This window comes from Streptomyces sp. NPDC046909, assembly GCF_040644695.1.
In the GTDB taxonomy this organism is placed as follows: Bacteria; Actinomycetota; Actinomycetes; order Streptomycetales; family Streptomycetaceae; genus Streptomyces.
In genome coordinates, this window is the sequence record NZ_JBEYXC010000013.1 from 249092 (window position 1) to 273878 (window position 24787).

At 69.9% G+C, this 24787-nt stretch carries 24 protein-coding genes; 10 read left to right on the forward strand and 14 right to left on the reverse strand.

Features of this window, described 5'->3' with window-relative positions; all coding sequences use genetic code 11:
- Window positions 1-66: 66 nt before the first annotated feature.
- The 3 genes from ABZ928_RS36565 to ABZ928_RS36575 are packed head-to-tail and all read left to right on the forward strand — an operon-like array spanning window position 67 to window position 3981.
- Window positions 67-2445 carry a ribonucleoside-diphosphate reductase subunit alpha gene (locus ABZ928_RS36565; protein ID WP_361528410.1) on the forward strand — a complete coding sequence of 793 codons (2379 nt, stop codon included), beginning with the start codon at window positions 67-69 and terminating at the stop codon, window positions 2443-2445.
- Entirely contained in the window at window positions 2445-3458 is a 1014-nt protein-coding gene (locus tag ABZ928_RS36570; protein ID WP_361528412.1) for a ribonucleotide-diphosphate reductase subunit beta, read from the forward strand. The genes ABZ928_RS36565 and ABZ928_RS36570 overlap by 1 nt, the downstream gene beginning before the upstream one ends.
- A 52-nt stretch (window positions 3459-3510) precedes the next feature.
- Window positions 3511-3981, forward strand: coding sequence for a hypothetical protein (locus ABZ928_RS36575; RefSeq protein WP_361528414.1), 471 nt, complete (start codon window positions 3511-3513; stop codon window positions 3979-3981).
- 23 nt (window positions 3982-4004) lie between these two features.
- Here the strand turns inward: ABZ928_RS36575 and ABZ928_RS36580 are convergent, their stop codons facing one another.
- Window positions 4005-4133, reverse strand: a complete 129-nt coding sequence (locus ABZ928_RS36580) for a hypothetical protein (RefSeq protein WP_361528416.1) — start codon at window positions 4131-4133, stop codon at window positions 4005-4007.
- 92 nt (window positions 4134-4225) lie between these two features.
- Here ABZ928_RS36580 and ABZ928_RS36585 point away from each other — a divergent pair, with 92 nt between their 5' ends.
- Window positions 4226-5191, forward strand: a complete 966-nt coding sequence (locus ABZ928_RS36585; RefSeq protein ID WP_361528418.1) for a helix-turn-helix domain-containing protein — start codon at window positions 4226-4228, stop codon at window positions 5189-5191.
- 3 nt (window positions 5192-5194) lie between these two features.
- Here the strand turns inward: ABZ928_RS36585 and ABZ928_RS36590 are convergent, their stop codons facing one another.
- The 10 genes from ABZ928_RS36590 to ABZ928_RS36635 all read right to left on the reverse strand — a co-directional run bounded on the left by ABZ928_RS36590 (window position 5195) and on the right by ABZ928_RS36635 (window position 15200).
- A complete protein-coding gene (locus tag ABZ928_RS36590; protein ID WP_361528420.1) occupies window positions 5195-6571 on the reverse strand; it encodes a cytochrome P450 in 1377 nt (458 codons plus the stop codon).
- Window positions 6568-7653, reverse strand: a complete 1086-nt coding sequence (gene cyc1, locus ABZ928_RS36595) for an epi-isozizaene synthase (RefSeq protein WP_361528422.1) — start codon at window positions 7651-7653, stop codon at window positions 6568-6570. Before cyc1 ends, ABZ928_RS36590 begins: the two co-directional genes overlap by 4 nt.
- A 280-nt stretch (window positions 7654-7933) precedes the next feature.
- Window positions 7934-8584, reverse strand: a complete 651-nt coding sequence (gene def / locus ABZ928_RS36600; RefSeq protein WP_361528423.1) for a peptide deformylase — start codon at window positions 8582-8584, stop codon at window positions 7934-7936.
- 126 nt (window positions 8585-8710) lie between these two features.
- Complete coding sequence (locus tag ABZ928_RS36605) at window positions 8711-9691, reverse strand: hypothetical protein (protein ID WP_361528425.1); 981 nt, start codon at window positions 9689-9691, stop codon at window positions 8711-8713.
- A 117-nt stretch (window positions 9692-9808) separates the two neighbouring features.
- Window positions 9809-11041: an HD domain-containing protein gene (locus ABZ928_RS36610; protein ID WP_361528427.1), complete on the reverse strand. Its 1233-nt coding sequence runs from the start codon at window positions 11039-11041 to the stop codon at window positions 9809-9811.
- On the reverse strand, window positions 11038-12327 hold the full coding sequence (locus ABZ928_RS36615) for an HD-GYP domain-containing protein (RefSeq protein ID WP_361528429.1): 1290 nt from the start codon (window positions 12325-12327) through the stop codon (window positions 11038-11040). Before ABZ928_RS36615 ends, ABZ928_RS36610 begins: the two co-directional genes overlap by 4 nt.
- A gap of 125 nt (window positions 12328-12452) precedes the next feature.
- Entirely contained in the window at window positions 12453-12770 is a 318-nt protein-coding gene (rsrA, locus tag ABZ928_RS36620) for a mycothiol system anti-sigma-R factor (RefSeq protein ID WP_361528431.1), read from the reverse strand.
- Window positions 12767-13450, reverse strand: a complete 684-nt coding sequence (gene sigR, locus ABZ928_RS36625; RefSeq protein WP_194080002.1) for an RNA polymerase sigma factor SigR — start codon at window positions 13448-13450, stop codon at window positions 12767-12769. Before sigR ends, rsrA begins: the two co-directional genes overlap by 4 nt.
- A 279-nt stretch (window positions 13451-13729) precedes the next feature.
- Window positions 13730-14365, reverse strand: coding sequence for an alpha/beta family hydrolase (locus tag ABZ928_RS36630; RefSeq protein WP_361528433.1), 636 nt, complete (start codon window positions 14363-14365; stop codon window positions 13730-13732).
- 19 nt (window positions 14366-14384) lie between these two features.
- On the reverse strand, window positions 14385-15200 hold the full coding sequence (locus tag ABZ928_RS36635) for an SOS response-associated peptidase (RefSeq protein ID WP_361528435.1): 816 nt from the start codon (window positions 15198-15200) through the stop codon (window positions 14385-14387).
- A 50-nt stretch (window positions 15201-15250) separates the two neighbouring features.
- Here ABZ928_RS36635 and ABZ928_RS36640 point away from each other — a divergent pair, with 50 nt between their 5' ends.
- From ABZ928_RS36640 to ABZ928_RS36660, 5 genes are all read left to right on the forward strand, one after another.
- Window positions 15251-15964, forward strand: coding sequence for a M50 family metallopeptidase (locus tag ABZ928_RS36640; RefSeq protein WP_361528437.1), 714 nt, complete (start codon window positions 15251-15253; stop codon window positions 15962-15964).
- 121 nt (window positions 15965-16085) lie between these two features.
- Entirely contained in the window at window positions 16086-17411 is a 1326-nt protein-coding gene (gene aroA, locus ABZ928_RS36645; protein ID WP_361528439.1) for a 3-phosphoshikimate 1-carboxyvinyltransferase, read from the forward strand.
- Between the two features lie 12 nt (window positions 17412-17423).
- The gene (rsgA, locus tag ABZ928_RS36650) at window positions 17424-18434 is read left to right on the forward strand and encodes a ribosome small subunit-dependent GTPase A (protein WP_361528441.1); all 1011 of its coding nucleotides are present in this window, start codon (window positions 17424-17426) and stop codon (window positions 18432-18434) included.
- 86 nt (window positions 18435-18520) lie between these two features.
- Window positions 18521-18844: a multidrug efflux SMR transporter gene (locus ABZ928_RS36655; RefSeq protein WP_361528443.1), complete on the forward strand. Its 324-nt coding sequence runs from the start codon at window positions 18521-18523 to the stop codon at window positions 18842-18844.
- 25 nt (window positions 18845-18869) lie between these two features.
- The gene (locus ABZ928_RS36660; RefSeq protein ID WP_361528445.1) at window positions 18870-19268 is read left to right on the forward strand and encodes a VOC family protein; all 399 of its coding nucleotides are present in this window, start codon (window positions 18870-18872) and stop codon (window positions 19266-19268) included.
- Here the strand turns inward: ABZ928_RS36660 and ABZ928_RS36665 are convergent.
- The 3 genes from ABZ928_RS36665 to ABZ928_RS36675 are packed head-to-tail and all read right to left on the reverse strand — an operon-like array spanning window position 19265 to window position 22928.
- Window positions 19265-21064 carry an ABC transporter ATP-binding protein gene (locus ABZ928_RS36665; protein ID WP_361528447.1) on the reverse strand — a complete coding sequence of 600 codons (1800 nt, stop codon included), beginning with the start codon at window positions 21062-21064 and terminating at the stop codon, window positions 19265-19267. The genes ABZ928_RS36660 and ABZ928_RS36665 overlap by 4 nt on opposite strands.
- On the reverse strand, window positions 21061-21945 hold the full coding sequence (locus ABZ928_RS36670; protein WP_361528448.1) for an ABC transporter permease: 885 nt from the start codon (window positions 21943-21945) through the stop codon (window positions 21061-21063). The genes ABZ928_RS36665 and ABZ928_RS36670 overlap by 4 nt, the downstream gene beginning before the upstream one ends.
- Window positions 21942-22928 (reverse strand): ABC transporter permease, encoded by a 987-nt coding sequence (locus ABZ928_RS36675; RefSeq protein ID WP_361528450.1) that lies wholly within the window; start codon window positions 22926-22928, stop codon window positions 21942-21944. Before ABZ928_RS36675 ends, ABZ928_RS36670 begins: the two co-directional genes overlap by 4 nt.
- A 161-nt stretch (window positions 22929-23089) precedes the next feature.
- On the opposite strand from ABZ928_RS36675, the gene ABZ928_RS36680 reads away from it, so the two are divergent.
- Window positions 23090-24778, forward strand: a complete 1689-nt coding sequence (locus ABZ928_RS36680) for an ABC transporter family substrate-binding protein (protein WP_361528452.1) — start codon at window positions 23090-23092, stop codon at window positions 24776-24778.
- Window positions 24779-24787 lie beyond the last annotated feature (9 nt).

Genomic DNA, 24787 nt, shown 5'->3' on the forward strand with positions numbered 1-24787 from the left:
CCGTGCGCTCGTGAGCTGCCGCCTGCCCTCCGCAAGGCCCCGTGCCGAGCGAGGGAGAGCCCCCACGTGACCATCGCGCCAGCCGACCCGGCTTCAGCGACCACCTTTGTGGACGAGGACGGTCCCGGTACCGCGTTGCTGCGGACCCTGACCGAGCTGACCGCCGACCTGCCCGACGCCGACCCCGGACGGGTCGCCGCCGCCGCCCTGCGCGGCCGGTCCGCACGGGCCGACGAAGCGGAGTTGCGCGAGCTGGCGACGGAGGCCGCCGCCGGTCTCATCTCCGAGGACCCCGCCTACTCCCGGCTCGCCGCCCGGCTGCTGACCATCAGCATCGCCGCCGAGGCCGCCTCGCAGGGCGTCACCTCCTTCACCGAGTCGGTCGCGGTCGGCCACCGCGAGGGCCTGATCGCAGACCGCACCGCGGAGTTCGTACGCGTCCACGCGGCGCGCCTCGACGCGCTCATCGACCCGGCCGGCGACGACCGCTTCGGCTACTTCGGCCTGCGCACCCTGCACAGCCGCTACCTGCTCCGGCACCCGATCACCCGTCGCGTGATCGAGACGCCCCAGCACTTCATGCTCCGGGTCGCCTCCGGCCTCGCCGAGGACGACACGACCCGGGCCGTGGACGAAGTCGCCGCGCTCTACGGGCTCATGAGCCGCCTCGACTACCTCCCCTCCTCCCCCACCCTCTTCAACTCCGGCACCCGGCACCCCCAGATGTCGTCCTGCTACCTCCTCGACTCCCCGCTGGACGAGCTGGACTCCATCTACGACCGCTACCACCAGGTGGCCCGCCTCTCGAAGCACGCCGGCGGCATCGGGCTGTCGTACTCCCGGATCCGCAGCCGCGGTTCGCTGATCCGGGGCACCAACGGGCACTCCAACGGCATCGTCCCGTTCCTGAAGACGCTCGACGCCTCGGTCGCCGCCGTGAACCAGGGCGGCCGGCGCAAGGGCGCGGCGGCGGTGTACCTGGAGACCTGGCACTCCGACATCGAGGAGTTCCTGGAGCTGCGGGACAACACCGGTGAGGACGCCCGGCGTACGCACAACCTGAACCTCGCGCACTGGATCCCGGACGAGTTCATGCGCCGCGTGAACGCCGACGCCGAGTGGTCGCTGTTCTCCCCCGCCGATGTGCCCGAGCTGGTCGACCTGTGGGGCGAGGAGTTCGACGCCGCGTACCGCAAGGCGGAGGCGGCCGGTCTCGCCAAGAAGACCATCCCGGCCCGTGACCTGTACGGCCGCATGATGCGCACCCTCGCGCAGACCGGCAACGGCTGGATGACCTTCAAGGACGCCGCCAACCGCACCGCCAACCAGACGGCGCTGCCGGGCAGCGTGGTCCACTCCTCGAACCTCTGCACGGAGATCCTGGAGGTGACCGACGACGGGGAGACGGCGGTCTGCAACCTGGGCTCGGTGAACCTGGGCGCGTTCGTCGACCAGAAGGCCGGGGACATCGACTGGGAGCGGCTGGACGAGACCGTCCGCACCGCCGTCACCTTCCTCGACCGGGTCGTCGACATCAACTTCTACCCGACCGAGCAGGCGGGCCGCTCCAACGCCCGCTGGCGCCCGGTGGGCCTGGGGGCGATGGGCCTCCAGGACGTCTTCTTCAAGCTGCGGCTGCCCTTCGACTCGCCGCAGGCCCGCGCCCTGTCCACCCGGATCGCCGAGCGCATCATGCTCGCCGCGTACGAGGCCTCCGCCGACCTCGCCGAGCGCAACGGCCCGCTGCCGGCCTGGGAGAAGACCCGTACCGCGCGGGGTGTCCTGCACCCCGACCACTACGACGTCGAACTGACCTGGCCGGAGCGCTGGTCGGCGCTGCGCGAGCGGATCGCGGCGGTCGGCATGCGCAACAGCCTGCTGCTCGCGATCGCGCCCACGGCCACCATCGCCTCGATCGCCGGTGTGTACGAGTGCATCGAGCCGCAGGTGTCCAACCTGTTCAAGCGCGAGACGCTGTCGGGTGAGTTCCTCCAGGTCAACTCCTACCTGGTGGCCGAGCTGAAGAAGCTCGGCGTGTGGGACGCGCAGACCCGGGAGGCGCTGCGCGAGTCCAACGGCTCGGTCCAGGGCTTCACCTGGGTCCCGCAGGACGTGCGTGACCTGTACCGCACGGCGTGGGAGATCCCGCAGCGCGGCCTGATCGACATGGCGGCGGACCGCACCCCGTTCCTCGACCAGTCCCAGTCCCTGAACCTGTTCCTGGAGACGCCGACCATCGGCAAGCTCTCCTCGATGTACGCGTACGCCTGGAAGCAGGGCCTGAAGACGACGTACTACCTGCGCTCGCGCCCGGCGACGAGGATCGCCCGCGCGGCCCAGGCCCAGGTCCAGCCTGAAAAGACCATCCCCGTCCAGCAGGTGACCGCCGAAGAGGCCCTCGCCTGCTCCCTTGAGAACCCCGAGTCCTGCGAGGCCTGCCAGTAATGAGTTCGACCGAGAAGAACCTGCTCGACCCGGGCTTCGAGCTGACTCTCCGCCCCATGCGCTACCCGGACTTCTACGAGCGCTACCGGGACGCCATCAAGAACACCTGGACCGTCGAGGAGGTCGACCTCCACTCCGACGTCGCCGACCTGGCGAAGCTGTCCGAGGGCGAGCAGCACATGATCGGCCGGCTGGTCGCGTTCTTCGCGACGGGCGACTCGATCGTGGCGAACAACCTCGTGCTGACCCTGTACAAGCACATCAACTCCCCCGAGGCGCGCCTGTATCTCTCGCGCCAGCTCTTCGAGGAGGCCGTGCACGTCCAGTTCTACTTGACGCTGCTCGACACCTACCTCCCCGACCCGGAGGACCGCGCGGCGGCGTTCGCGGCGGTGGAGAACATCCCCTCCATCCGCGAGAAGGCCGAGTTCTGCTTCAAGTGGATCAACGAGGTCGAGAAGCTGGAGCGCCTGGAGTCGCAGGCCGACCGCCGCCGCTTCCTCCTCAACCTGATCTGCTTCGCCGCGTGCATCGAGGGCCTGTTCTTCTACGGTGCCTTCGCGTACGTCTACTGGTTCCGCAGCCGGGGTCTGCTGCACGGCCTCGCCACCGGCACCAACTGGGTGTTCCGCGACGAGACCATGCACATGAGCTTCGCCTTCGACGTGGTCGACACGGTCCGCAAGGAGGAGCCGGAGCTCTTCGACGACGAGCTCCAGCAGCAGGTCACCGACATGCTGAAGGAGGCCGTGCAGGCCGAGCTCCAGTTCGGGCGCGACCTGTGCGGTGACGGCCTGCCGGGCATGAACACCGACTCGATGCGCCAGTACCTCGAATGCGTCGCCGACCAGCGCCTCACCCGCCTCGGCTTCGCCCCGGTGTACGGCTCCGAGAACCCCTTCTCCTTCATGGAGCTCCAGGGCGTCCAGGAGCTGACCAACTTCTTCGAGCGGCGCCCGTCCGCGTACCAGGTCGCCGTGGAGGGCACGGTCGACCTGGACGAAGATTTCTAGGAAGGGATCCGTGCGGGCGCGTGGTACGTCTCATCGCTGAGGAGGCCATGCCATGCGCCGTACGACATTCGCCCCTGCCGCACTCCTGACGCTCGTGCTGGCGGGGTGCGGCACCCAGGCCGGGAGTGACGGGAGCGGCGGCAGCGACAAGGTGTCGCCGTCGCCGCCCACGTCATCGTCCTCGCCCTCGTCGCCTTCGTCCTCCTGCACGCCCGCGTCGGAACTGAACGCCTCCGACAGCGGCGACACGGTGTGCCTGGCGGTCGGCGGCACGATCCGGGTCGCCCTGGACGGCACCAAGTCCCGCCCCTGGAAGCCGGTCACCACCGAGGGCACCGGCCTGGAGGCCACCAACAGCGGCATCGTCCTGCTGCCGGGCGACGCGAACGCCGCCTACCAGGCGGTATCGGCGGGCACGGTACGCCTGACGTCGTCCCGCCCCCTGTGCGCCACCGAGACCGGCAAGGTGTCCTGCAAGGGCATCCAGGACTGGTCGGTCACCGTGGTGGTCACTTCAGCGTGACGGCGTCCCCGACCGACACGATGTCACGGGAGAGGGTAGGCCTCCTTGATCTGCCGGTCGATCCGGCGCTCGTGGAGATATCCGGCCAGCCCTGGCGCCGCGAGGAAGGCGAAGAGGACCAGCAACGTCACGTATCCGATGAATGCGTCCATGAGGTAAGGATCGTGGATGCCCCACACTCCTGACAGTGGCAGGACTGCCGCACTACCTCGATTTACTGCCAGTTCCGAGGCACACTGGAAACATGCTGAAGAACGTGGCCGCCGTCCTCCTCGACGGAGTGCACCCCTTCGAACTCGGAGTCGTCTGCGAGGTGTTCGGCATCGATCGCAGCGACGAGGGACTGCCGACGTACGACTTCGCGGTCGTCTCCGCGGAGGGCCCCGCGCTCTCCACCCACGTCGGCGGGCTCAGCGTCTCCACGCCCTACGGCCTCGACCGGCTGGAGGAGGCCGACCTCATCGCCGTACCGGCGGGGAGCGACTACGTCACCCGGGACTATCCGCCTGAGCTGCTCGACGCCCTCAGAAGGGCCGTCGACCGGGGCACCCGCGTGCTCAGCGTCTGCTCCGGCGTCTTCGTGCTCGGTGCCGCCGGGCTGCTCGACGGGCGGCGGTGCAGCGTGCACTGGCGGCAGGCGGAGGAGCTGGCGATCAGGAACCCGCGGGCGGTCATCGAGCCGGACGTGCTCTACGTCGACGAGGACCCGGTGATCACCTCCGCCGGCACGGCCGCCGGTATCGACGCCTGTCTGCACATCGTGCGCAAGGAACAGGGCCCCGAGGTCGCCAACAAGATCGCCCGGCGCATGGTCGTACCGCCGCACCGGGACGGCGGACAGGCGCAGTACATCGAGCGCCCCGTGCCCCAGTCGAAGTGCGACACCGTCGGCGAGGTGCTCGTGTGGATGGAGCGGCACCTCGACGAGGAGGTCACCGTCGAGCAGCTCGCCGAGCGCGCCCTGATGTCCCCGCGCACCTTCGCCCGCCGCTTCCAGCAGGAGACGGGGACGACTCCGTACCGCTGGATCCTGCGCCAACGGGTGCTGCTGGCCCAGCGCTTGCTGGAGGGCACCGACGAGACGGTGGACGCGGTCGCGGGCCGAACGGGGTTCGGCACCGCGGCCGCACTGCGCCACCAGTTCGTACGGGCCCTCGGGACCACCCCGAACGCCTACCGAAGGGCGTTCAGGGGACCCGAGGCGGCCTGAGCCTCACCTCGCGACGGGCCGCAGCAGCAGCTTGTGCGGGCGGAGCGTGATGCCCACCCGCGTCGCGTCGTTGGAGCCCGACACCTGCTCGAAGCGGTACTTCGCCGAGATCGCCGCCGTGATCAGCGACAGCTGCGCCATGGAGAAGTGGTCGCTCGGGCACTTGCGGTTGCCCACACTGAACGGGCTCATGGCGTATTTCGGCACCTCCTTGACCGGTTCCGGAAGCCAGCGGTCGGGGTCGAACTCCAGGTTGCCGGCGTACGACTTCGCGTCGCGCTGGATCGCGTACGGGCTGTACACGATGTCCGCTCCGGCCGGAATGCGATACCCACCGAGTTCCGTGTCGGTGACCGCCCGCCGCGTCAATATCCATACGGCGGGACGCAGCCGCATGGCCTCGACGACGACATTGTTGGTGTGGGTGAGCTTGCGAACGTCGTCGAATGCGACGGGCCGGCCGCCGGTTACCGATTCGACCTCGTCCCGCACCCGGTCCGCGTGTTCCGGATGTTCCGCGAGCACCTGGAGCAGCCACATGATCGTGGACGCCACCGTTTCGCTTCCGGGGGTGAGTATGGCGACGACCTGGTCGTGGATCTCCTGTTCCCCGATGGGGTCGCCATTGTCGTCCGTCGCCTCCAGCAATGCCGTCAGCAAATCGTCCGGCTTTTGACCAGATGCGCGTCGCTCGGCGACGATCTCGTCGACGAGGAGATGCAAATCGGCCAGCGCCGCGTTGAATTTGCGGTTGGGCGGCAGGGGCAGCTTGTACAGCGGTCCGAGGGGGACGACCATCCGCCGGTACATCCCGCGGAAGACGGTGGCGAGGGCGACGCACAGCCGCTCGGCGCGCTCGTCCATGAAGTTTCCGCGCAGCAGACAGCGGGCCGCTATGCGCACGGCCACCCGGAAGGACTCGGAGGTGCAGTCGATGGTCTCGCCGGGCCGCCAGCGCTCGGTGAGCGCGTGCGCCTCCTCCTCCATGATCGGCCCGTAGGCGGGTATCGCGTCGAGCCGGAACGCGGGCTGGATGGTGCGCCGCTGGCGCCGGTGCCGCGGCCCGTTGGCGGTGGCCACGCCCTCCTTGCCGAGCAGGCCCTCCAGGGACTCCCACAGGGGCCCGTCGATGATGAAGTCGGGGTTGAGCGCCAGCTCTCCGGTGAGGGCCGGCGTGGTGGGGGCGTACACCGTCTTGGGGCCCAGCTTGAGCCGTACGACGTCGCCGTGGTCGCGCAGTCCGGACATGAAGGCCAGCGGATCGCGCAGCAGCTTCAGCCCGTGCCCGAGCACCGGTACCGCTCCTCCCGCGAGGACCGGCTCGCGCGGCCCGGACGCCGGGGTGACCGGGGCTTCGGGCTTCACAGACTCGACGGTCATTTCTCACCTGCCGCTTCGTTGTTGACGTACGGGGGCGTGGACCGGTCGTCCCAGCTGTCGACCATGTAGCGGCCGGACTCGTGGTGGAACCAGTAGACGGTGCTGAACCAGTTGCGCATATTGCCGACACAGGCCCGCACGGCGGCGCTCAGTTCTTTTCCGCGCACGGTGTTGTCGTCGAGCGATGCGGCGAACCGCAATGCGGCCTTCTCGGCGACGAGGAATTCACTGACACAATTCTCGACGCGCCGCCGGACTTCCCTGACCGCTTCTTCGAGCGTCAGCCCCTCGTGTTTGATGAGACTGATTCCGAGATTGTGGACCTCGTCGCCCGCTATTTCCTTCGGCAGCGAGCAGAGGTCGTTGTACCAGGCGGCGAATTCCTGGCTCAGGAGTGCCGCCCGCCGGTACGCCGGATGTTTCCGGACCCGGTCCGGGAGTTCCCGGCCCGCGCTCGGTTCCAGAAGATCCGTCCAGATCCAGTGCGCGAAGGTGAGGCGGCGCAGGGCGAGGTATTCCTCGACGGTCGGCACGACACCTTCGGTGCGGTTGTGGAATTCCCGGTCGTACGCCTCGATCACCGCGTGGAAGTGGCGGGCGAACCGCGTGTTCCACGTCCGGGGCAGGAACGCGTACAGCCGCACCATGCAGTCCGCGAACGCGGCGACCAGGGGATCCTCGTGGTGCAGATGGTCCTCGGGAGAGTCGAGGGCCGCGTGCAGCCGGTACCTCAGCCGCCGCCAGGCGGCGGGCCGATGGTGGACGATGTCGCGGTCATGACGGTCGTCCCAGACGAAGAACCACGCGCTGTAGTCCGCGATCGCCTGGAGGACCTCGTCGGGCGCGCCGAGGTAGTAGCCCGCCATGAGGTCCGTGTAGCAAAGACCGTCGGCATATTCCTCCACCTTGTCCGCGGGCATGAGCCGCCTTTCCAGCAGCCAGGTGCGTGTCTTCTCCTGGAGCTGGGGCCAATACGGGTGGAGTTGCCGGGGAAACGCCGCCTCGATCACCGGGAGAGAGAGCGACGGTGGGACCGCGACCGCTGTCGGTGTCGATGTGGTGCCGTGTGAGAAAGCATGCACGAACTAACCCCTCTCAGCCGCCAGTTGCGCACGCCCCTCCCGCTGTACCGGGCGTGCGCCGTTGCGTATCCCCGCACTTACTATTCAGCACCACAACTGACCGATCTGGGAACGGATTTGCACCCTTCACTACCCCACAGTGCCGAGAATCTCCCCTTGTGTGACTGATTCTGGATCACTAAGGGAGCACAAACGATCGAACGTGCGACGGACAGACGAACGGCGCCTGGTCAGGAAGGGGAACCTGAACAGACGCCGTGCGTACGGGACTTGTGTGATCTCAGTCGTTCGCGACCACGGGGTAGCGGGGCTCGTTCTCGGCCATCTGCCGCAGCGCGTCCTTGCGTTCACGCTTCGAGAGCCGGTCGATGTAGAGGTACCCGTAGAGATGATCCGTCTCGTGCTGCAAACACCGAGCGAAGTACCCGGTGCCGCGCACCTTGATCGGGTTGCCCTTCTCGTCCTGCCCGGTCAGCTCCGCGTAGTCGGGGCGGGCGAGCGGCGCGTAGGCGGTCGGCACCGACAGGCACCCCTCGTTGCTGTCGTCCAGCCGGCGCTTCTCCGCGGGCAGTTCGACGAGCTTGGGGTTGCAGACCACGCCGACGTGCCGCTTGCCCTCGTCGTCCATGCAGTCGTACACGAAGACCTTCAGGTCCACGCCGATCTGGTTGGCGGCCAGGCCCACACCCTCGGCGGTCCGCTGCGAGGCGAACATGTCCGCGACCAGCTGGTCCAGCTCCGCGCCGAACTCGGTGACGTCCTTGCACTCCTTGTGCAGCACCGGGTTCCCGACCACGGTGATGGGCCGCGAGGTCCCCCGCTCCCGCCAGCCGTTCTCCCGCTCCTCGGTCCCCTCGGTGTCGTTGACGAACCCCTCGTCGTCCACGGGGAGCACGCCCGCGTGCTGCTGATCGGTGTCCTGCTGCGCCATGACCGACGATGCCTTCCTCAAACCAAAACAGGGGGTAGATGCTGATACAGGGTAAGGGGATCGCGCCCCACAGGGGCGCGGGGAACTGCGCGACCAGCCACAACGGCGCCGCAGCGAGCTACGGACCTAACAGACCTCTTCCAAGTCGCGCCAGTCACGAGAATCCGGGCTGTCCGCGACCCACCCGTCCAGCAACCCCCGAACCAGCCCAGCCGGCGCAGCCACCCCGCACTCCCGCTCCGGCACCCACAACTGCCCGTCCGTCCGATGCCCCAGCGGCCCAGGATGCCCAGGCTCACTGTGGTCGTGCGGGTCGAGATGCTCCCCGTCCCCCTCATCGGACGGCATCCGGGACTCCGAACACATCCGACACAGCAGCCGCACCGAAGAAGACCAGTCCTCCGCAGCGAACCCCGCATCAGCCGCGAGCTGCTCCAACGCATCCCGGTCCGCCTCGGTGGCAGCCTCAAGCAGCACCACCCACGTAGGCACCGGCGAAGGCGCCCACAGCTCGATCTCATCGAACACCGGATACGAGTGCCCCGCCGCGGTGGACCGCTCCCCGTGCGGCACCCCGTCATGGAGGACGACCTCACCCCACCGCCGCCCCGAAGACGGCAACGGAATCGACAGCACCTCGACCCTGGCCGGATCCAGCCGCCGCCCCCAGACCACCTCGGCCTCGCCCTCCGGCGACAGCCGTACCGCGGCACTGCCGAGGTCCATACCCACCGGCTCCCCGGACGCCGCGGCCTCCCCCGGCACCCGCAGCCCGTACGCCTGCCAGGCCCGCCGAGCCAGCGGCCAGTCCTGGAGCGCGGTCGCGGCGATGCCGACGTTCCACCAGTCGGGTGCGCCCGTCTCACGGTCGAGGAGGGCCACGGCACGCAGCCCGGCGGCCCGCGCCTGCTCCCAGTCGTGCCGGAACTTGTGCAGAAGGGCGAGGTTGAACCAGGACTCGGAGAGCCACGGCTCCAGATCGGCGGCGCGCGTGAGCAGCGCGCCCGCGTCCTCGTACCGGCCGTCGCCGATGAGCGTGAACGCGCGGTCGGTGGCCTGCCGCCAGGAGGCGGAGGGCCGGTGCCGTCCCTTGCCGAAGATCCTCACGATTCCCGCCTGCCAGTTCCGTTCAGTGGGCTGGCCACTGCCCCCGGACGCCCTCTTTCTCGGGTCTTCCTTCGCATCCAACCACGTACGGCTGGAAGGTCGCTCATTACCCATGGGTTACCCAGCCGAGGGGAGGGTCAGACAGTCTCGCGACAGGACCCTGGCCAGTGCCTCCACGACCTCCGGAGCGTAGTCCCCGGCAGTGCCGAGGCGCAGCTCCTCCAACGCGGTCAGTGGCCCGCCGGGCCCCGCGTCCCGCACCTTCTCCTCGTACGCGTTCACCGTCCGCACGATCCGCGCGGCCACCGGCTGCTGCCGGTACGGGTCGGCCTGCCGCTCCACGACCACGGCCACCGCCCCGTCCACCCCCGTCTGCCGTACGACGGCCCCGCCGAGCAGCGCGATCCGCCGCTGCTCGGCGGCCGGCAGTCCGGCCGTGGCCCCGGACGGCACCGGGTCGACGAGGCTGAGCTGTCCGATGTCGTGCATGAGGGCGGCGTACTCCAGGACGGTGAGATCGGGCCCGGAGAGGCCCAGGTCCCGTCCCACGGCCTTGCTGAGCTCGGCGACCCGGCGGGCGTGCCCGGCGGGGGTGTATCCGGCGATCTCGGTGGCCCGGGCGAGGGAGGCGATGGTCTGCCGGTAGGTGGTCCGGACGGCGGCGTACCGCCGGAAGGCCAGCTGGGTGAGGAGCAGCGGCAGGGAGAACACGGGCAGCGCCCACAGACCGACGACGGCGACCGCGAGCGCCATCACCGCGCCGGTCGCGCAGACGGCGGACCCGATGCCGAGCAGGGCCCGCAGCTCGTGCCGGAGCAGCGGGGCGAAGGGCCAGCGGGTGCGGGAGTGCGCGAGGGCGGCGGCGAGCACGGCGTCGCAGAGCGCGGTGAGGGCGAGCAGTGCGATCAGCAGGAGGGAGTACGCCGGTCCGCCCCAGGCGTCGAGGACGCCCCGGTTGTAGAGGGGCTGGAAGCAGACGGCGGCGAAGGCGGTGCTCAGCACGCGCCGGGAGAGGTGGTCGATCATCGGGCCCTGCCCGCGCGCGATGTGCGGCACGCTGCCGAGCAGCGCGGCGGCGAGGACGACGGTGACGACCTGGAGGACGCCGTGCGTGGTGGGCCGCCCGCCGTCCGCCCCGAGCAGCGCGTACGCCAGCGCCCCGGCGGCCCCGAGCGGCGCGGCCTCCCGAACTCGCGCACCGGTCCAGCGGGCGAGCTCCCCGAGGGTGATCAGGAGCCCGAAGGCGAGGGCGGCCCCGCGCTCTTCGAGGCCGGTCCAGAGGATGACGGCGAGGGAGACGGCGGAGAGGAGCCCGGCGGAGCCGTGGACGAGCAGACGAGGCCACCTCATCGGCGCGCTCCGGAACGCCCCTCGACCGGTCGTCGCGGCCGGGGCGGCTCCTCCTCGTCCGCGGTGACGGCGGGGTGCCAGCCATGTCTGCCCAGCGCCCGCACGAGAGCCGTCACCATCCGCGGATCGAACTGCGACCCGGCACAGCGCTCCAGCTCCTCCAGAGCGGCCGGCACAGGCCGGGCCCGCCGATAGGACCGCGTCGAGGTCATGGCGTCGAAGGCGTCTGCGACCGCCACCACCCGCGCCGGCTCCGGAATCTGGCTCCCCACCAGCCCGTACGGATACCCGCTCCCGTCCAGCCGCTCATGGTGATGCAGCACGGCGGCCCGCGCCTCCCCCAGAAAGGAGATCCCGCGCACCATCTCGTGCCCGTACTCGGGATGCAGTTCGATGATCCGCCGTTCCTCGGGCGTCAGCGGCCCGTCCTTGCGCAGGAGCCGCGTCGGCACGCCCAGCTTGCCCACGTCGTGCAGGATCCCGGCGAAGCGCAGCACCTCGATCCGCCCCTCGTCCATCCCCAGCTCGCGGGCGATCATCATCGAGGCCTGTCCGACGCGCTCGCTGTGCCCGCGCGTGTAGCCGTCCTTGATGTCGACGGCCTGGACGAGGGCACGGATGGTGGCCTGATGGGCGGCCTGCTCCCGGTGGTACTGGGCGAAGGCCCACCAGGACACGCACATCGGCAGCAGCACGAGCAGCGCGGCGACGGGACCGTACGGGCTGCGCCACAGGACGGCCATCATGAGCCCGGCGAGCCCGTGCACGGCGATCGGCGCGAGGGAGCGGAGGAAGAGCCCCCGCCAGGCGAGCCGCGCGGGCACCCGCTCGGCGAGCGCGAGGATGCCGCCGTCGAGCACGGTCAGCACGAGGCAGAAGACGAGGACGGCCGCACCCGCCGGGACAAGCGCGTAAGGGAAGTCGGAGGCCACGACGGCGTCCCGTCCGCCCAGCGCCCAGTGCACCCGGGCCGCCGCCCATACGGCGACGACGAGCTGTGCGGCCCGCCAGATCCGGCGGACGGTGCGGGGCCGCTGCGCGACCGGGGAGAGCAGCGCACCCGGTACCGCGACGAGCGCGGCGGCCGGCGGCGGCAGCAGAAAGGCCCCGGCGAGCAGCACGGGATAGAAGGTGCCGGAGAGCCGCTCGCCCCCGGCGTAGAGGGCGGCGAGCAGAGCCACCGCCCACCAGGGCGCGGTCACCGACGGGAGTGCGCGCACGCAGTACAGGGCACCGAGGACGACACAGACCACGTACAGGCATGCCCGTGCCGGTATCCCCTCCATGACGCCCCTTTAGATCTCCGAGCCAGCTCAGCTCCGGAGCCTAAAGGGGCGAAAGAGGGTCGCGCGGGCCGATTACCCGCGGATTAGCACGTTCGAGTGACGACAGTCCGTTCCCAGAGGGGAGTTCAGGACTCCTGGAGCGGGGCCGTGGCCGGGCTCGCCGTGACGTCGTGCTCGGGCACGGCCTGCCCCGAGCGGATCAGATCGAGCCGCCCGAGGACCTTGGAGCGCAGGTCGGTGGGGACGTCGTCGTGACCGCAGCACCGCTTGACCAGCTTCTTCACGGCCTCTTCGAGACCGTACTTCTCCAGGCACGGCGAGCACTCCGTGAAGTGCTGCTTGAACTTGTCGCGGTCGACGTCCGGCATCTCGCTGTCGAGGAACTCGTAGAGATGATCGAGTACCTCACTGCAGTCCGTCTCGTGCGGCTCTCCGCAGCTCATGAGCCCGAGCCTTTCGCTTCGTTCGACTCTCCGGCGCCGGCCGGGACCAGTCCGCGCTCACGCGCGTAGTCCTCCAGCATGCCGCGCAGTTGGCGACGGCCTCGGTGCAGCCGGGACATCACCGTACCGATGGGTGTCCCCATGATGTCCGCGATCTCCTTGTAGGCAAAGCCCTCAACGTCCGCCAGATAGACGGCGATGCGGAATTCCTCGGGGATCGCCTGGAGTGCTTCCTTCACGTCCGAGTCGGGCAGGTGGTCGAGCGCCTGCGACTCGGCGGAGCGCAGACCGGTCGACATGTGCGACTCGGCACGCGCCAGCTGCCAGTCCTCGATCTCCTCGGCCGCCGAACGCTGCGGTTCACGCTGCTTCTTGCGGTACGAGTTGATGAAGGTGTTGGTGAGGATCCGGTACAGCCAGGCCTTCAGGTTGGTGCCCTCACGGAACTGGTGGAAGGACGCGTACGCCTTGGCGTACGTCTCCTGCACCAGGTCCTCGGCGTCGGCCGGGTTGCGCGTCATGCGCAGGGCGGCCGAGTACATCTGGTCGAGGAATTCGAGCGCGTCCCGCTCGAAGCGCGCGCTGCGCTCCGCCGTGGACTCCGTGCTCGTGCCCTGGCCCTCGGGCTGCTCCGCCTGGCCGTGTTCGGTCCCTGCGTCGGTACCGGGAACCGGACCCACCTCCTCAAGATTCCGGGCAGCACCGAACCCGATGCCACCAGAATCGGAGGATAGACGACTACCCGTCCCCGCCGCCCCTCGAATAGGGCCGGTCTTGGCCGCGTGCAGCACCGACCAGTCCAGGTCAGCGCGGCTGCCACGGCTCGGGCAGAAGGTCGAACCCATGCGGCGGACTTCCTCTCTACGACGGTCGGTGCCGGTTCTTCAGCACTTCCGTGCCGGTTCTTCAGCACTTATGTCCGCCTCAACAGAGGTCCGGGGCTCAACATTCCCGACCCTTTACCCGAGTGACCCGGCCCACTCCACCACCGCGTCGGTGATGATCGTCACGGCCCGCTCCTGCGAGATCTCCGCCCGCTTGGGCACGGCGAACCCATGATCCCCGTACGGCACCTCGACCAGCTCATAAGCACCGCCGTCCGGAAACTCAGCCGGCTTCCCGAACGGGTCGTTGCCCCCTTGTACGACGAGGGTGGGCACCCCCGACCCGAGCAGCTCGTCGGCGCGGGACTTCTCGGGCTTGCCGGGCGGATGGAGCGGAAAGCTGAGCGCGAGCACGGCGGCGGCCCCCAGCTCGACCGCCGTCCGGCAGGCCACCCGGGCCCCGGCACTCCGCCCGCCGGAGACGACGGGCAGCCCCGGCCCGGCCACCGCCGCCCAGATCCCCCGCCACCCCACGTCCAGCGTCTTCGGCGCGGGCGCCACCTTCTTGCCGGCCACCCGCCAGGGCTGCTCGACGAGGGCGACGGTGACGCCGTGGTCGGGGAGCACCTGGGCGAGCGCCTGAAGGTCCCGCGCCTCGATGCCCCCACCCGCGCCATGGCTGACGGCGAGGACGAGGCGTGCCTCGCGCACGGCGGGGTGCCAGGTAATGCGGGCGTCTCCGGCATCCGTGGCGACGGTCTCAGTGGTCACTCGGGTCGCATGGGTCACGTCAGAAGAGTGTGCCCTCTTCGGGCCCCTCCAGCTCGGTCAGCAGCTCCGGCCCGTTGTTGCGGACGTTGCTGACGGCCGTGGAGACGGGGTAGGCGCGCATGAGCCCGGCCGGGGGCGGCTCCAGCAGGGACCGCAGGTCCTCGACGTCCGTACGGGACGGGTCGAGCCAGGAGTCCCAGCGGTCCGGGGTGAGCATCAGGGGCATCCGGGGGTGGATGTCGGCGAGCGCGTGCGGCCCGTCGGCGGGGGAGACGGCGAGCGGGGCGGTCTCGGCCTCGGTCGTGATCACCGAGCAGGTGACCCACCAGGCCTGCGGGTGGTCGTCGGGCAGGGTCTTGTCCCGCCAGAACTCGTAAAGCCCCGCCATGGCGAAGACGGACCCGTCGGCGGGCAGCACGAAGTACGGCTGCTTCCGCGGCCGCTTCTTCTTCCCCTCGACCTCCAGCTCCCGCTCGGCGGCGGCGGTGACCCACTCGTAGTAGCCGTCGGCGGGGATGATGCATCGGCGCGAGGAGAAGGCACGCTTGTACGACGGCTTCTCGTGAACGGTCTCCGCACGGGCGTTGATCATCCGGGCGCCGCCCTCGGGGGTCTTCGACCAGGAGGGCACCAGCCCCCACTTCAGCTTCCGCAGCTGCCGAACCGGCCGCGGATCGCCGGCGTCTTTGAGAGGACGGTCGAGGACGGCGTAGACCTCCTTGGTCGGGGCCACGTTGTAATCGGGGGCCAGGACCTCCTCGGGCTCCCACTTCTCGATCTCAAAGATTCCTGCGAGATCCTCGGGCCCACGACTAGCTGCATACCGTCCGCACATACGTGCCACACTGCCAGACTCCGTACGACCTGAGGGAGCCACCGCCGAACATGGACACCAGCACAGCGACCTCTCTCTGGGACGAGCTGATCGGCACCCAGCCCGACCCCGACCTCTGGGTGGTCCTCGCCACCCTTGTCGCGGCGCTCGCCATAGTCGTCCCGCACGCCCTGTGGCGTGTCTCCCGCAACGCCATCACCATCGCCCACGAGGGCGGCCACGGCATCGTCGCCCTCCTCACCGGCCGCCAGCTCACCGGCATCCGCCTCCACTCCGACACCAGCGGCCTCACGGTCAGCCGAGGCAAGCCGCACGGCATCGGCATGATCCTCACGGCGGCCGCGGGCTACACGGCCCCACCCCTGCTGGGCCTGGGCGGCGCGGCCCTGCTGGCGGCGGGCCGCATCACCCTCCTCCTCTGGCTCGCGACAGCCCTCCTCGTGGCCATGCTGGTGATGATCCGCAACGCGTACGGCGCCCTGACGGTGGTCCTGACCGGCGGCACGTTCGTGGTGGTCTCGTGGCTGGCGGGTCCCCAGGTGCAGGCGGCGTTCGCGTACGCGGTGGTGTGGTTCCTGTTGGTCGGTGGAGTACGTCCCGCTTTCGAGTTGCAGGCGAAGAGGGTCAGGGGCGGGGCGGGCGACTCGGACGCGGACCAGCTGAGCCGCCTGACACACGTACCGGCGGCCTTGTGGCTGTTCCTGTTCCACGCGGTGAGCCTGTGTTCACTGATAGGGGGCGGCAGGTGGTTGCTGGAGGTATGACGCGCCCCAAAGGGGCAGGCGTCAGGGGCGCGGGGCTGCATCCATCAGCGGCTCCGCCGCGGGGCGCGACCAGCCACAACGGCGCCGCACCCGAACCACCACCCCCCACTAGAGTGGGCTCATGGCTTTGAACCCCGCAGACACCGCCCTCTGGCCCGCCCCCCACGCAAGCGGAGCCGTCGACGCAACGGTCCACGTCCCGGGGTCGAAGTCCGTCACCAACCGCGCGTTGGTCCTCGCAGCCCTCGCGAGCGAACCCGGCTGGCTCCGCCGCCCCCTCCGCTCCCGGGACACCCTCCTCATGGCAGCCGCCCTCCGGGAAATGGGCGTAGGCATCGAGGAGGGGGTCGGCCCGGACGGCACAGGCGAGACCTGGCGCGTACTCCCCGCCGGCCTCCGAGGCCCCGCCACGGTGAACGTCGGCAACGCCGGCACCGTCATGCGCTTCCTCCCCCCGGTCGCCGCCCTCGCCGACGGCGAGATCCGCTTCGACGGCGACCCGAGGTCGTACGAGCGCCCCCTGAACGGCGTGATCGACGCCCTGCGCGTCCTCGGTGCCCGTATCGACGACGACGGCAGGGGCGCGCTCCCGCTGACGGTCCACGGCGGGGGCGCGCTGGACGGCGGCCCGGTGGAGATCGACGCGTCGAGCTCTTCCCAGTTCGTGAGTGCCCTCTTGCTGAGTGGCCCCCGCTTCAACCAGGGCGTCGAGGTCCGCCACGTGGGCTCCACGCTCCCCTCGCTCCCCCACATCCGTATGACGGTCGACATGCTCCGCGCTGTGGGCGCCCAGGTGGACACCCCGGAGTCGGGCGGCGAGCCGAACGTCTGGCGGGTCACCCCGGGCGCCCTGCTGGGCCGGGACCTGACGATCGAGCCGGACCTCTCCAACGCCCAGCCGTTCCTCGCCGCGGCCCTGGTGACCGGCGGCAAGGTGGTCATCCCCGACTGGCCGTCCCGCACCACCCAGCCCGGCGACAGGCTGCGGGAGATCTTCACGGAGATGGGCGGTTCCTGCGAACTCACCGAGTACGGGCTGGTGTTCACCGGTTCGGGTGCGATCCACGGCATCGACGTGGACCTGAGCGAGGTCGGCGAGCTGACCCCCGGTATCGCGGCGGTCGCGGCCCTCGCGGACTCCCCCTCGACCCTCCGCGGCGTGGCCCATCTCCGCCTCCACGAGACGGACCGCCTGGCCGCGCTCACCAAGGAGATCAACGAACTCGGCGGTGACGTCACCGAGACCGCCGACGGCCTCCACATCCGCCCGCGCCCCCTGCACGGCGGCACCTTCCACACGTACGAGGACCACCGCATGGCGACGGCCGGCGCGATCATCGGCCTCGCGGTCGAGGGTGTGCGGATCGAGAACGTCGCGACGACCGCGAAGACCCTGCCGGACTTCCCCGACCTGTGGACCGGGATGCTCGGGAGCGATGGGGCGTAGGGACTCACCGTCATGCGCCGCTACGGCAAGCACACCGACGAGGACGACATCCGCTCCCGCCCGAACCGCAAGGGCAACCGGCCGCGTACGCACATCCGCCCCAAGCACGAGGAAGCGGTCGAGGGCATGGTCCTCACCGTCGACCGGGGACGGCTGACGGTTCTGGTCGACGACCACATCGTGATGGCCATGAAGGCCCGTGAACTGGGCCGCAAGGCGGCGATCGTCGGCGACCGGGTGGCCCTCGTCGGCGACCTGTCCGGCAAGAAGGACACCCTCGCGCGGATCGTCCGCATCGAGGAGCGCACCTCGGTGCTGCGCCGCACGGCGGACGACGACGACCCGTACGAGCGCGTGGTCGTCGCCAACGCCGACCAGCTCGCCATCGTGACGGCCCTCGCCGACCCGGAGCCCCGCCCCCGCCTCATCGACCGCTGCCTGGTGGCGGCGTACGACGGCGGTCTGGAGCCCCTCCTGGTGATGACGAAGTCGGACCTGGCCCCGCCGGACAAGCTCCTGGAGCTCTACGGCGACCTGGACATCCCGTACGTCGTCACCAGCCGCGAGGAGCTGGAGAACGGCGACGCGGCGGCCCGGGTGCGCGAGCAGCTGGACGGCAAGATCACGGCGTTCGTCGGGCACTCGGGGGTCGGTAAGACCACGCTGGTCAACGCGCTGGTCCCCGAGGACCGCCGCCGTCTGACGGGCCATGTCAACGCGGTGACCGGGCGCGGCCGCCACACCACCACCTCCGCGCTGGCCCTCCCCCTGGACGGCGACGACGGCTGGGTGATCGACACTCCGGGCGTCCGTTCCTTCGGGCTGCACCACGTCGATCCGTCCCGGGTGATCCACGCGTTCCCGGACCTGGAACCGGGAACCGAGGGCTGTCCGCGTGCGTGCAGTCATGATGAGCCGGACTGCGCGCTGGACCAGTGGGTGGCGGAGGGGCACGCCGACCCGGCCCGTCTGTACTCGTTGCGCCGACTGCTGGCCACGCGTGAGCGGAAGGAAGGCGACTGACCTCCGCGTTGTTTGCCGGGGCACGAGTCCGGTAAGTGCATAATCGCACCGAGCCGGACCGAGCCGGACAAACGGGAGGACAGCACATGGCGTGGCTGCTGGTGGTAGTGGCCGGGTTGCTGGAGACCGGTTTCGCCGTGTGCCTCAAGCTCTCCCACGGGTTCACCCGGCTCTGGCCCACGGTCGCCTTCTGCATCTTCGCCCTCGGCAGCTTCGGCCTGCTGACCCTCTCCCTGCGGAAGCTGGACGTGGGCCCGGCGTACGCGGTGTGGACCGGCATCGGCGCGGCGGGCACGGCCATCTACGGCATGATCTTCCTCGGCGACCTGGTGTCGACGCTGAAGCTCATCTCGATCAGCCTGGTCATCGTCGGCGTGATCGGCCTCCAGCTGTCGGGCTCCGCTCACTAGGCCGGGACCGCCTAAGCTCCCCCGCATGGTCTCGGTGGTGCAGAACGTGGCGATCGACTGTGCGGACGCCTATGAACTGGCGCGCTTCTGGAGCGAGGTGACGGGCAGCCCCCTGGACCCGGACGCCAGGCCCGGCGACCACGAGACACAGGTCCTCCTCCCCGAGGGCCCGGTCCTGTACTTCAACCAGGTGCCGGAACCCAAGACGACCAAGAACCGGGTCCACCTCTGCCTGCGCCCGGAAACCTCCCGCGAGGAGGAGTACGAGCGCCTCCTGAACCTCGGCGCCACCCTCTTCGCCGATCACCGCAACCCCGACGGCACGGGCTGGGTCATCCTCACGGACCCCGAGGGCAACGAGTTCTGTGTGCTCCGCAGCACGTCCGACCGCGAAGCCCCTGGACCGGACCGGGAAACCTCCTAGACCACCTCACGCACCCGCGGGAAGTGGCAGGCGGCCCCGTCCCCCTCCAGCATCGGCACATCATGGGCGCACCGCTTCCGCTCCTCCTCCGCCAGCGTCGGATACAGCGGGCACCGCGCCCGGAACCGGCACCCGTCGTACCGCCGCGTCGGACTCGGCGGATCCCCGGCCAGCAGGATCCGCGACCGCTGCCGCTCCCTCTCCCGCTCCGGGTCCGGCAGCGGTACGGCGGACAGCAGGGCCTGGGTGTACGGATGCCGGGGCCGCTCGAAGACCTCGTCGACCGGCCCTGCCTCGACCGTGCGGCCGAGATAGACCACGCTGACCCGGTCCGCGATGTTCCGTACGACGGACAGGTCGTGCGAGACGAGGAGATAGGCGAGCCCGAGTTCCTCCTTCAGCCGCTGGAGCAGCTTGAGCACTTCGGCCTGCACCGACACGTCCAGCGCCGACACCGGTTCGTCGAGGACGAGCAGTTTCGGCTCGACGGACAGCGCGCGGGCGATACCGATCCGCTGCCGCTGGCCGCCGGAGAACTCGTGCGGGAAACGGTCGGCGTGGGAGGGGTCGAGGCCGACCTGGGTCAGCAGTTCGGGCACCCGGTGGGCGATCGTCGTCTTGTCCACGCCGTGGGTGCGCAGCGGCTCGGCGATGATGTCGCCGACGGGCATCCGGGGGTCGAGGGAGGCCATCGGGTCCTGGAAGACGATCTGGATCCGCCGCCGCAGCGCCTTCACCTCGGCCTTGCCGAGCTCCCCCAGCCGCTGCCCGAACAGCTCCACCGACCCGCCCTCCGGCCGGGCCAGCTCCAGCAGTTCGAAGAGCGTCGTCGACTTCCCGGACCCCGACTCCCCCACCAGGGCGAGCGTCTCGCCGCGCCGTACGTCGAGATCGACGCCGTCGACGGCGTACACCGTGCCGACCCGGCGCTTGAAGGCGGCGCCCTTGAGGACCGGGAAGGTGCGGGTGAGGCCGCGGACCTTCAACACCGGGTCGCCGGTGGGGGATTGGGGTGCGTGTGGGGCGTCGAGGCGGGGGACGGCGGCGAGGAGCTGTCGGGTGTACGGCTCCTGCGGGCGCCCGAAGACCTCCACGGCCGTGCCCGACTCCACGACCCGGCCCTTGTGCATGACGGCCACCCGGTCGGCCATCCCGGCGATGACCCCGAGGTCATGGCTGACCAGGAGCAGCGCGGCGCCCGTCTCGCGCCGGGCGGTGCGCAGGACGTCGAGGACCTGGGCCTGGATGGTGACGTCGAGGGCGGTGGTGGGTTCGTCGGCGAGGATGATCTCGGGGTCGTTGGCCATCGCCATGGCGATCATCGCGCGCTGGCGCATCCCGCCGGAGAACTCGTGCGGGAACGCCCGTGCGCGCAGGGCGGGTTCGGGGATGCCGACGAGGTCGAGGAGTTCGACGGCCCTCACCAGAGCCCGCTCCCGGGACACGTCCTGGTGGGCGCGTACGGCCTCGGCGATCTGGTCTCCCATGCGATGGACGGGCGTGAACGCGGAGAGCGGGTCCTGGAAGACCATGGAGACGCGGTTGCCGCGGATCCGGGTGAGTTCGCGCTCACCGGCACCGACCAGTTCCCGCCCGTCGAGCCGCACTGAGCCCCGTACAGCCGCGTTCCCCGGCAGCAACCCCAGTACCGCCAGGGCGGTCGCGGACTTGCCGGAGCCCGACTCGCCCACCAGGCCCAGGACTTCACCCCGCTCCAGTGCGAGGTCGACTCCGCGGACCGCCGGGCGGCCGTCGAAGTCGACGTCCAGTGCGGTCACTTCGAGCAACGGGCTCACCGGGAGGCCCCTTTCGAGGTCGGGTCGAGGGCATCGCGGAGCCCGTCGCCGACCAGGTTCACCGCCAGGACGAACACGACCAGCAGGCCGGCCGCGAAGAAGAACATCCAGGGATACGTCACCGCTGCGCCGGTCCCCGAGGCGATCAGCGTGCCGAGGGAGACGTCGGGCGGCTGGACGCCGAAGCCGAAGTAGGACAGGGCCGTCTCGCTCATCACGGCGGCGCCGACCTGGATGGTGGCGTCGATGATCAGGAAGGAGGCGACGTTGGGGAGGATGTGGCGCCAGATGATCCGGAACGGCGGGACGCCCATGAAGCGTGCGGCGCGGACGAACTCGCGCTCCTTCAGGGACAGGGTCATCGAGCGCACCACCCGCGCGGTGATCATCCAGCCGAACAGGGCGAGCAGGAGGGCGAGGGCGAACCAGCCGCCCGACCTCAGTCTCGGTGACACGATCGCGATGATCAGGAAGGCGGGGAGGGCGAGCAGCAGATCGACGAAGAAGATCAGCAGCCGGTCGGTCCAGCCCCCGAAGTAGCCCGCGCAGGCGCCGACGAGCGCGGCGAGCCCGGTGGACAGGACCGCCACCAACAGGCCGATGATCAGGGACTTCTGGAGCCCTCGCGCGGTCTGCGCGAACACGTCCTGGCCGATGCGGTTGGTGCCCCACCAGTGGTCGGCGCTGGGCGCTGCGCGCAGGGCGAGGTAGTCGATGTGGGTGTACGACCACGGGGTGACGTACGGGCCGGCGAAGGCGAGCAGGAAGAGCAGCACCAGGACGACGGCGCCGGCGAGCGCGCCGCGGTTGCGGAGGAAGCGGCGCAGGATGACGGTCGTACGTCCGGCGACCGGCGGTGCCGCTTCGGCGGTGAGGGTCATGACGCCTGCCTGATCCGCGGGTCGAGCGCCGCGTGCAGCACGTCCGCGAGGAAGCCGGAGAGCAGGACGGTGACGGCGGCGAAGAGGTTCACGGCGACGACCGAGTTCACGTCGTTCTTCCAGATCGAGGCGACGAACCACTCGCCCATGCCGTGCCAGCCGAAGATCGTCTCCGTGAAGGTGGCACCGGTGAACAGGGCGAGGAAGCCGTACGAGAAGTAGGTGGACATGGGGATGAGGGCGGTGCGGAGTCCGTGCTTGAGCAGGACCGTCCGCCGCCCGAGTCCCTTGGCGCGTGCGGTGCGCAGATAGTCCGAACCGAGCACGTCCAGCATGGTGTTGCGTTGGTAGCGGCTGTAACTGGCCACGGCGAAGAGGGCGATGGAGAGGGTGGGCAGGAGCAGATGCACGGATCGGTCCTCGATGACCGTCCAGAAGCCGCTGTCGACTCCCGGGCTCTTCTCCCCCGTGAACTGGATCAGGTCCGTGCCGGTCGTCTGGTTGAACCAGATCGCACCCGTCTTCAGCAGGATCGCCAGCAGGAACACGGGAGTCGAGAGCAGCGCGAAGGACGCGACGGTCACCGCCCGGTCGCTGAACCGGTACTGGCGTACGGCGGTCCAGGCGCCGAGGAGCACTCCGGCGACGGTCCCGAGGAGCGTCCCGGCGAGCAGCAGCCGCAGGCTGACCCCGATACGGCGGCCGAACTCGGCGTTGACGGAGGTGCCGTCGATGGTCTGCCCGAGGTCGCCCCGGGCCGCGCGCCCGGCCCAGCCGAGGAAGCGGCCGAGGAGGGGCTCGTGGTCGTTGACGCCGATCGCGGTGAGGTGGTGGTTCACCGCGGCGGCGGACACGGGTGGCTGCCGGGCCGCGTAGTACTCGCGCGGGTCGAGCGCGTACGAGGCCAGCAGATAGGAGAGGCAGACGGCGGCCAGGAGCAACACGGCGTAGTAGCCGAGGCGTTTGGCCAGGTAGACAGGCACAGAGAAAATGGTCCAGGCCTCTTGTTGCCGCATCATGAAGAGAACATGTCAGGTGGCCAGGAGGCCTCCCGCGGGTGTCGTACGCCGTTCTACGTTCGGCGCGTCGAGCCATCCAGCTCGCCTTCCGCCAGCCTCCCACCCGCCCCACGAAGGACACCGACATGCGCCAGCAGACCCCCACCGCAGCCTGGGCCGCCGCCACCGCGGCCGCCGCGTTGCTGGTGACCGGTTGCGGCTCCTCCGACGACGACGGCAAACCCGTCGCGCAGCAGAGCGCCGCCCCGGCCGGCAGCCAGGACATCAACGCCCACCCGCTCTCCGCCGTCAAGCAGGGCGGCACGCTCAAGCTCCCGATCTCCCAGTGGATCGCCGACTTCAACCGCTACACGGCCAACGGCAACCAAGGTGACGCGGCGGAGATCAACGAACTGGTCGAGCCCAGCCTGTTCAGCGCGGACGCCAAGGGCGAGGTCCACGAGGACAAGAACTTCCTGCTGTCGGCGGAGGTGACCTCCACCAGCCCCCAGACGGTCGTCTACAAGCTCAACCCGAAGGCCAAGTGGTCCGACGGAAAGCCGCTGAGCTGGCGGGACTTCGAGGCCGTGTGGAAGGCGCTCAACGGCACGGACAAGGAGTACGAGGCCGGCAGCACCGCCGGCTACGAACTGGTCGGCAAGGTCGAACAGGGCGCCGACGCCCACCAGGTGAAGGTCACCTTCACCAAGCCCTACGCCGACTGGAAGCGCCTGTTCGACCCGCTGCTGCCGGCCGCCGGGATCGACACCCCGGAGAAGTTCAACAAGGGCTGGACCGAGCAGATCCCGATCACGGGCGCCGCCTTCAAGATCTCCTCGTACGACAAGACGGCCCAGACGATCACCGCGGTGCCGGATCCCAACTGGTGGGGAACGAAGCCCAAGCTGGACTCGATCGTCTTCCGCGCCCTGGACTACTCGGCCTGGACCGACGCCTACCTCAACAAGGAGATCGACTACGCCACAGCGATCCTCCCCGAGGACTACAAGCGGCTGGCGAAGGCCGCCGGCACGGACATCCGCGTCGGCGCCCGCTGGGACGAGGTGCACATCGAGTTCAACGGCGCCAAGGGCCCGCTGAAGGACGTCCGGGTCCGCCAGGCCCTCCAGCACGCCATCGACCGCAAGTCCATCGCCGCCGCCTTCGGCAAGGACCTCCCGGTCGAACTGAAGACGTACGGCAGCCACTTCTTCATGCCCAACCAGGCGGGCTACCAGGACAACTCCGGTTCGTACGGCGCGTACGACCTCGACGCGGCGGGCAAGCTGCTCGACGCGGCCGGCTGGAAGCTGGAGGGCGACAAGCGGGTCAAGGACGGCAAGCAGCTCACCCTCTCCTACACCCTGAGCTCGGGCAGCACGAGCGCACAGGTGGACCAGGCCCAGCTCGTCCAGGCCCAGTTGGCGGCCGCCGGCATCAAGCTGACGATCGACAAGGTCCCGGCCAACGACTACTTCTCCAAGTACGTCACCATCGGCAACTTCGAGCTGACCAGCTTCCGTTGGGTCGACCAGACGTTCCGCTCGGAGGCGTACCCGATCTACCGGCAGCCCGAGGGCAAGAACCTCTTCCAGAACTACGGCTCGGTCGGCTCCCCCGAGGTCGACGCCCTGCTGGAGAAGGCGGCCGAGACGACGGACCCGGCGGCGGCCAACAAGCTCTACAACGAGGCCGACGCGAAGATCTGGGCCCTCGGCCACTCCGTCCCGCTCTACCAGCGCCCCCAGGTCCTCGCGGTCCGCTCGACCCTCGCGAACTACGGGGCGACGGGTCTCGCGGACGACGACTACACGAAGGTGGGCTGGCTGAAGTAGCGGCCCTCG

What these genes read in the sequence shown, in the direction of transcription:
- ABZ928_RS36640 (WP_361528437.1), top strand. Translation starts at nt 15,251, where the DNA reads ATGGACACCAGCACAGCGACCTCTCTCTGGGACGAGCTGATCGGCACC.
- ABZ928_RS36590 (WP_361528420.1), bottom strand. Translation starts at nt 6,571, where the DNA reads ATGACCGTCGAGTCTGTGAAGCCCGAAGCCCCGGTCACCCCGGCGTCC.
- ABZ928_RS36660 (WP_361528445.1), top strand. Translation starts at nt 18,870, where the DNA reads ATGGTCTCGGTGGTGCAGAACGTGGCGATCGACTGTGCGGACGCCTAT.
- ABZ928_RS36585 (WP_361528418.1), top strand. Translation starts at nt 4,226, where the DNA reads ATGCTGAAGAACGTGGCCGCCGTCCTCCTCGACGGAGTGCACCCCTTC.
- aroA (WP_361528439.1), top strand. Translation starts at nt 16,086, where the DNA reads ATGGCTTTGAACCCCGCAGACACCGCCCTCTGGCCCGCCCCCCACGCA.
- ABZ928_RS36670 (WP_361528448.1), bottom strand. Translation starts at nt 21,945, where the DNA reads ATGACCCTCACCGCCGAAGCGGCACCGCCGGTCGCCGGACGTACGACC.
- rsgA (WP_361528441.1), top strand. Translation starts at nt 17,424, where the DNA reads ATGCGCCGCTACGGCAAGCACACCGACGAGGACGACATCCGCTCCCGC.
- def (WP_361528423.1), bottom strand. Translation starts at nt 8,584, where the DNA reads ATGGCGCAGCAGGACACCGATCAGCAGCACGCGGGCGTGCTCCCCGTG.
- rsrA (WP_361528431.1), bottom strand. Translation starts at nt 12,770, where the DNA reads ATGAGCTGCGGAGAGCCGCACGAGACGGACTGCAGTGAGGTACTCGAT.
- ABZ928_RS36580 (WP_361528416.1), bottom strand. Translation starts at nt 4,133, where the DNA reads ATGGACGCATTCATCGGATACGTGACGTTGCTGGTCCTCTTCGCCTTC.
- ABZ928_RS36610 (WP_361528427.1), bottom strand. Translation starts at nt 11,041, where the DNA reads ATGAGGTGGCCTCGTCTGCTCGTCCACGGCTCCGCCGGGCTCCTCTCC.
- ABZ928_RS36655 (WP_361528443.1), top strand. Translation starts at nt 18,521, where the DNA reads ATGGCGTGGCTGCTGGTGGTAGTGGCCGGGTTGCTGGAGACCGGTTTC.
- ABZ928_RS36615 (WP_361528429.1), bottom strand. Translation starts at nt 12,327, where the DNA reads ATGGAGGGGATACCGGCACGGGCATGCCTGTACGTGGTCTGTGTCGTC.
- ABZ928_RS36570 (WP_361528412.1), top strand. Translation starts at nt 2,445, where the DNA reads ATGAGTTCGACCGAGAAGAACCTGCTCGACCCGGGCTTCGAGCTGACT.
- ABZ928_RS36635 (WP_361528435.1), bottom strand. Translation starts at nt 15,200, where the DNA reads ATGTGCGGACGGTATGCAGCTAGTCGTGGGCCCGAGGATCTCGCAGGA.
- ABZ928_RS36680 (WP_361528452.1), top strand. Translation starts at nt 23,090, where the DNA reads ATGCGCCAGCAGACCCCCACCGCAGCCTGGGCCGCCGCCACCGCGGCC.
- ABZ928_RS36575 (WP_361528414.1), top strand. Translation starts at nt 3,511, where the DNA reads ATGCGCCGTACGACATTCGCCCCTGCCGCACTCCTGACGCTCGTGCTG.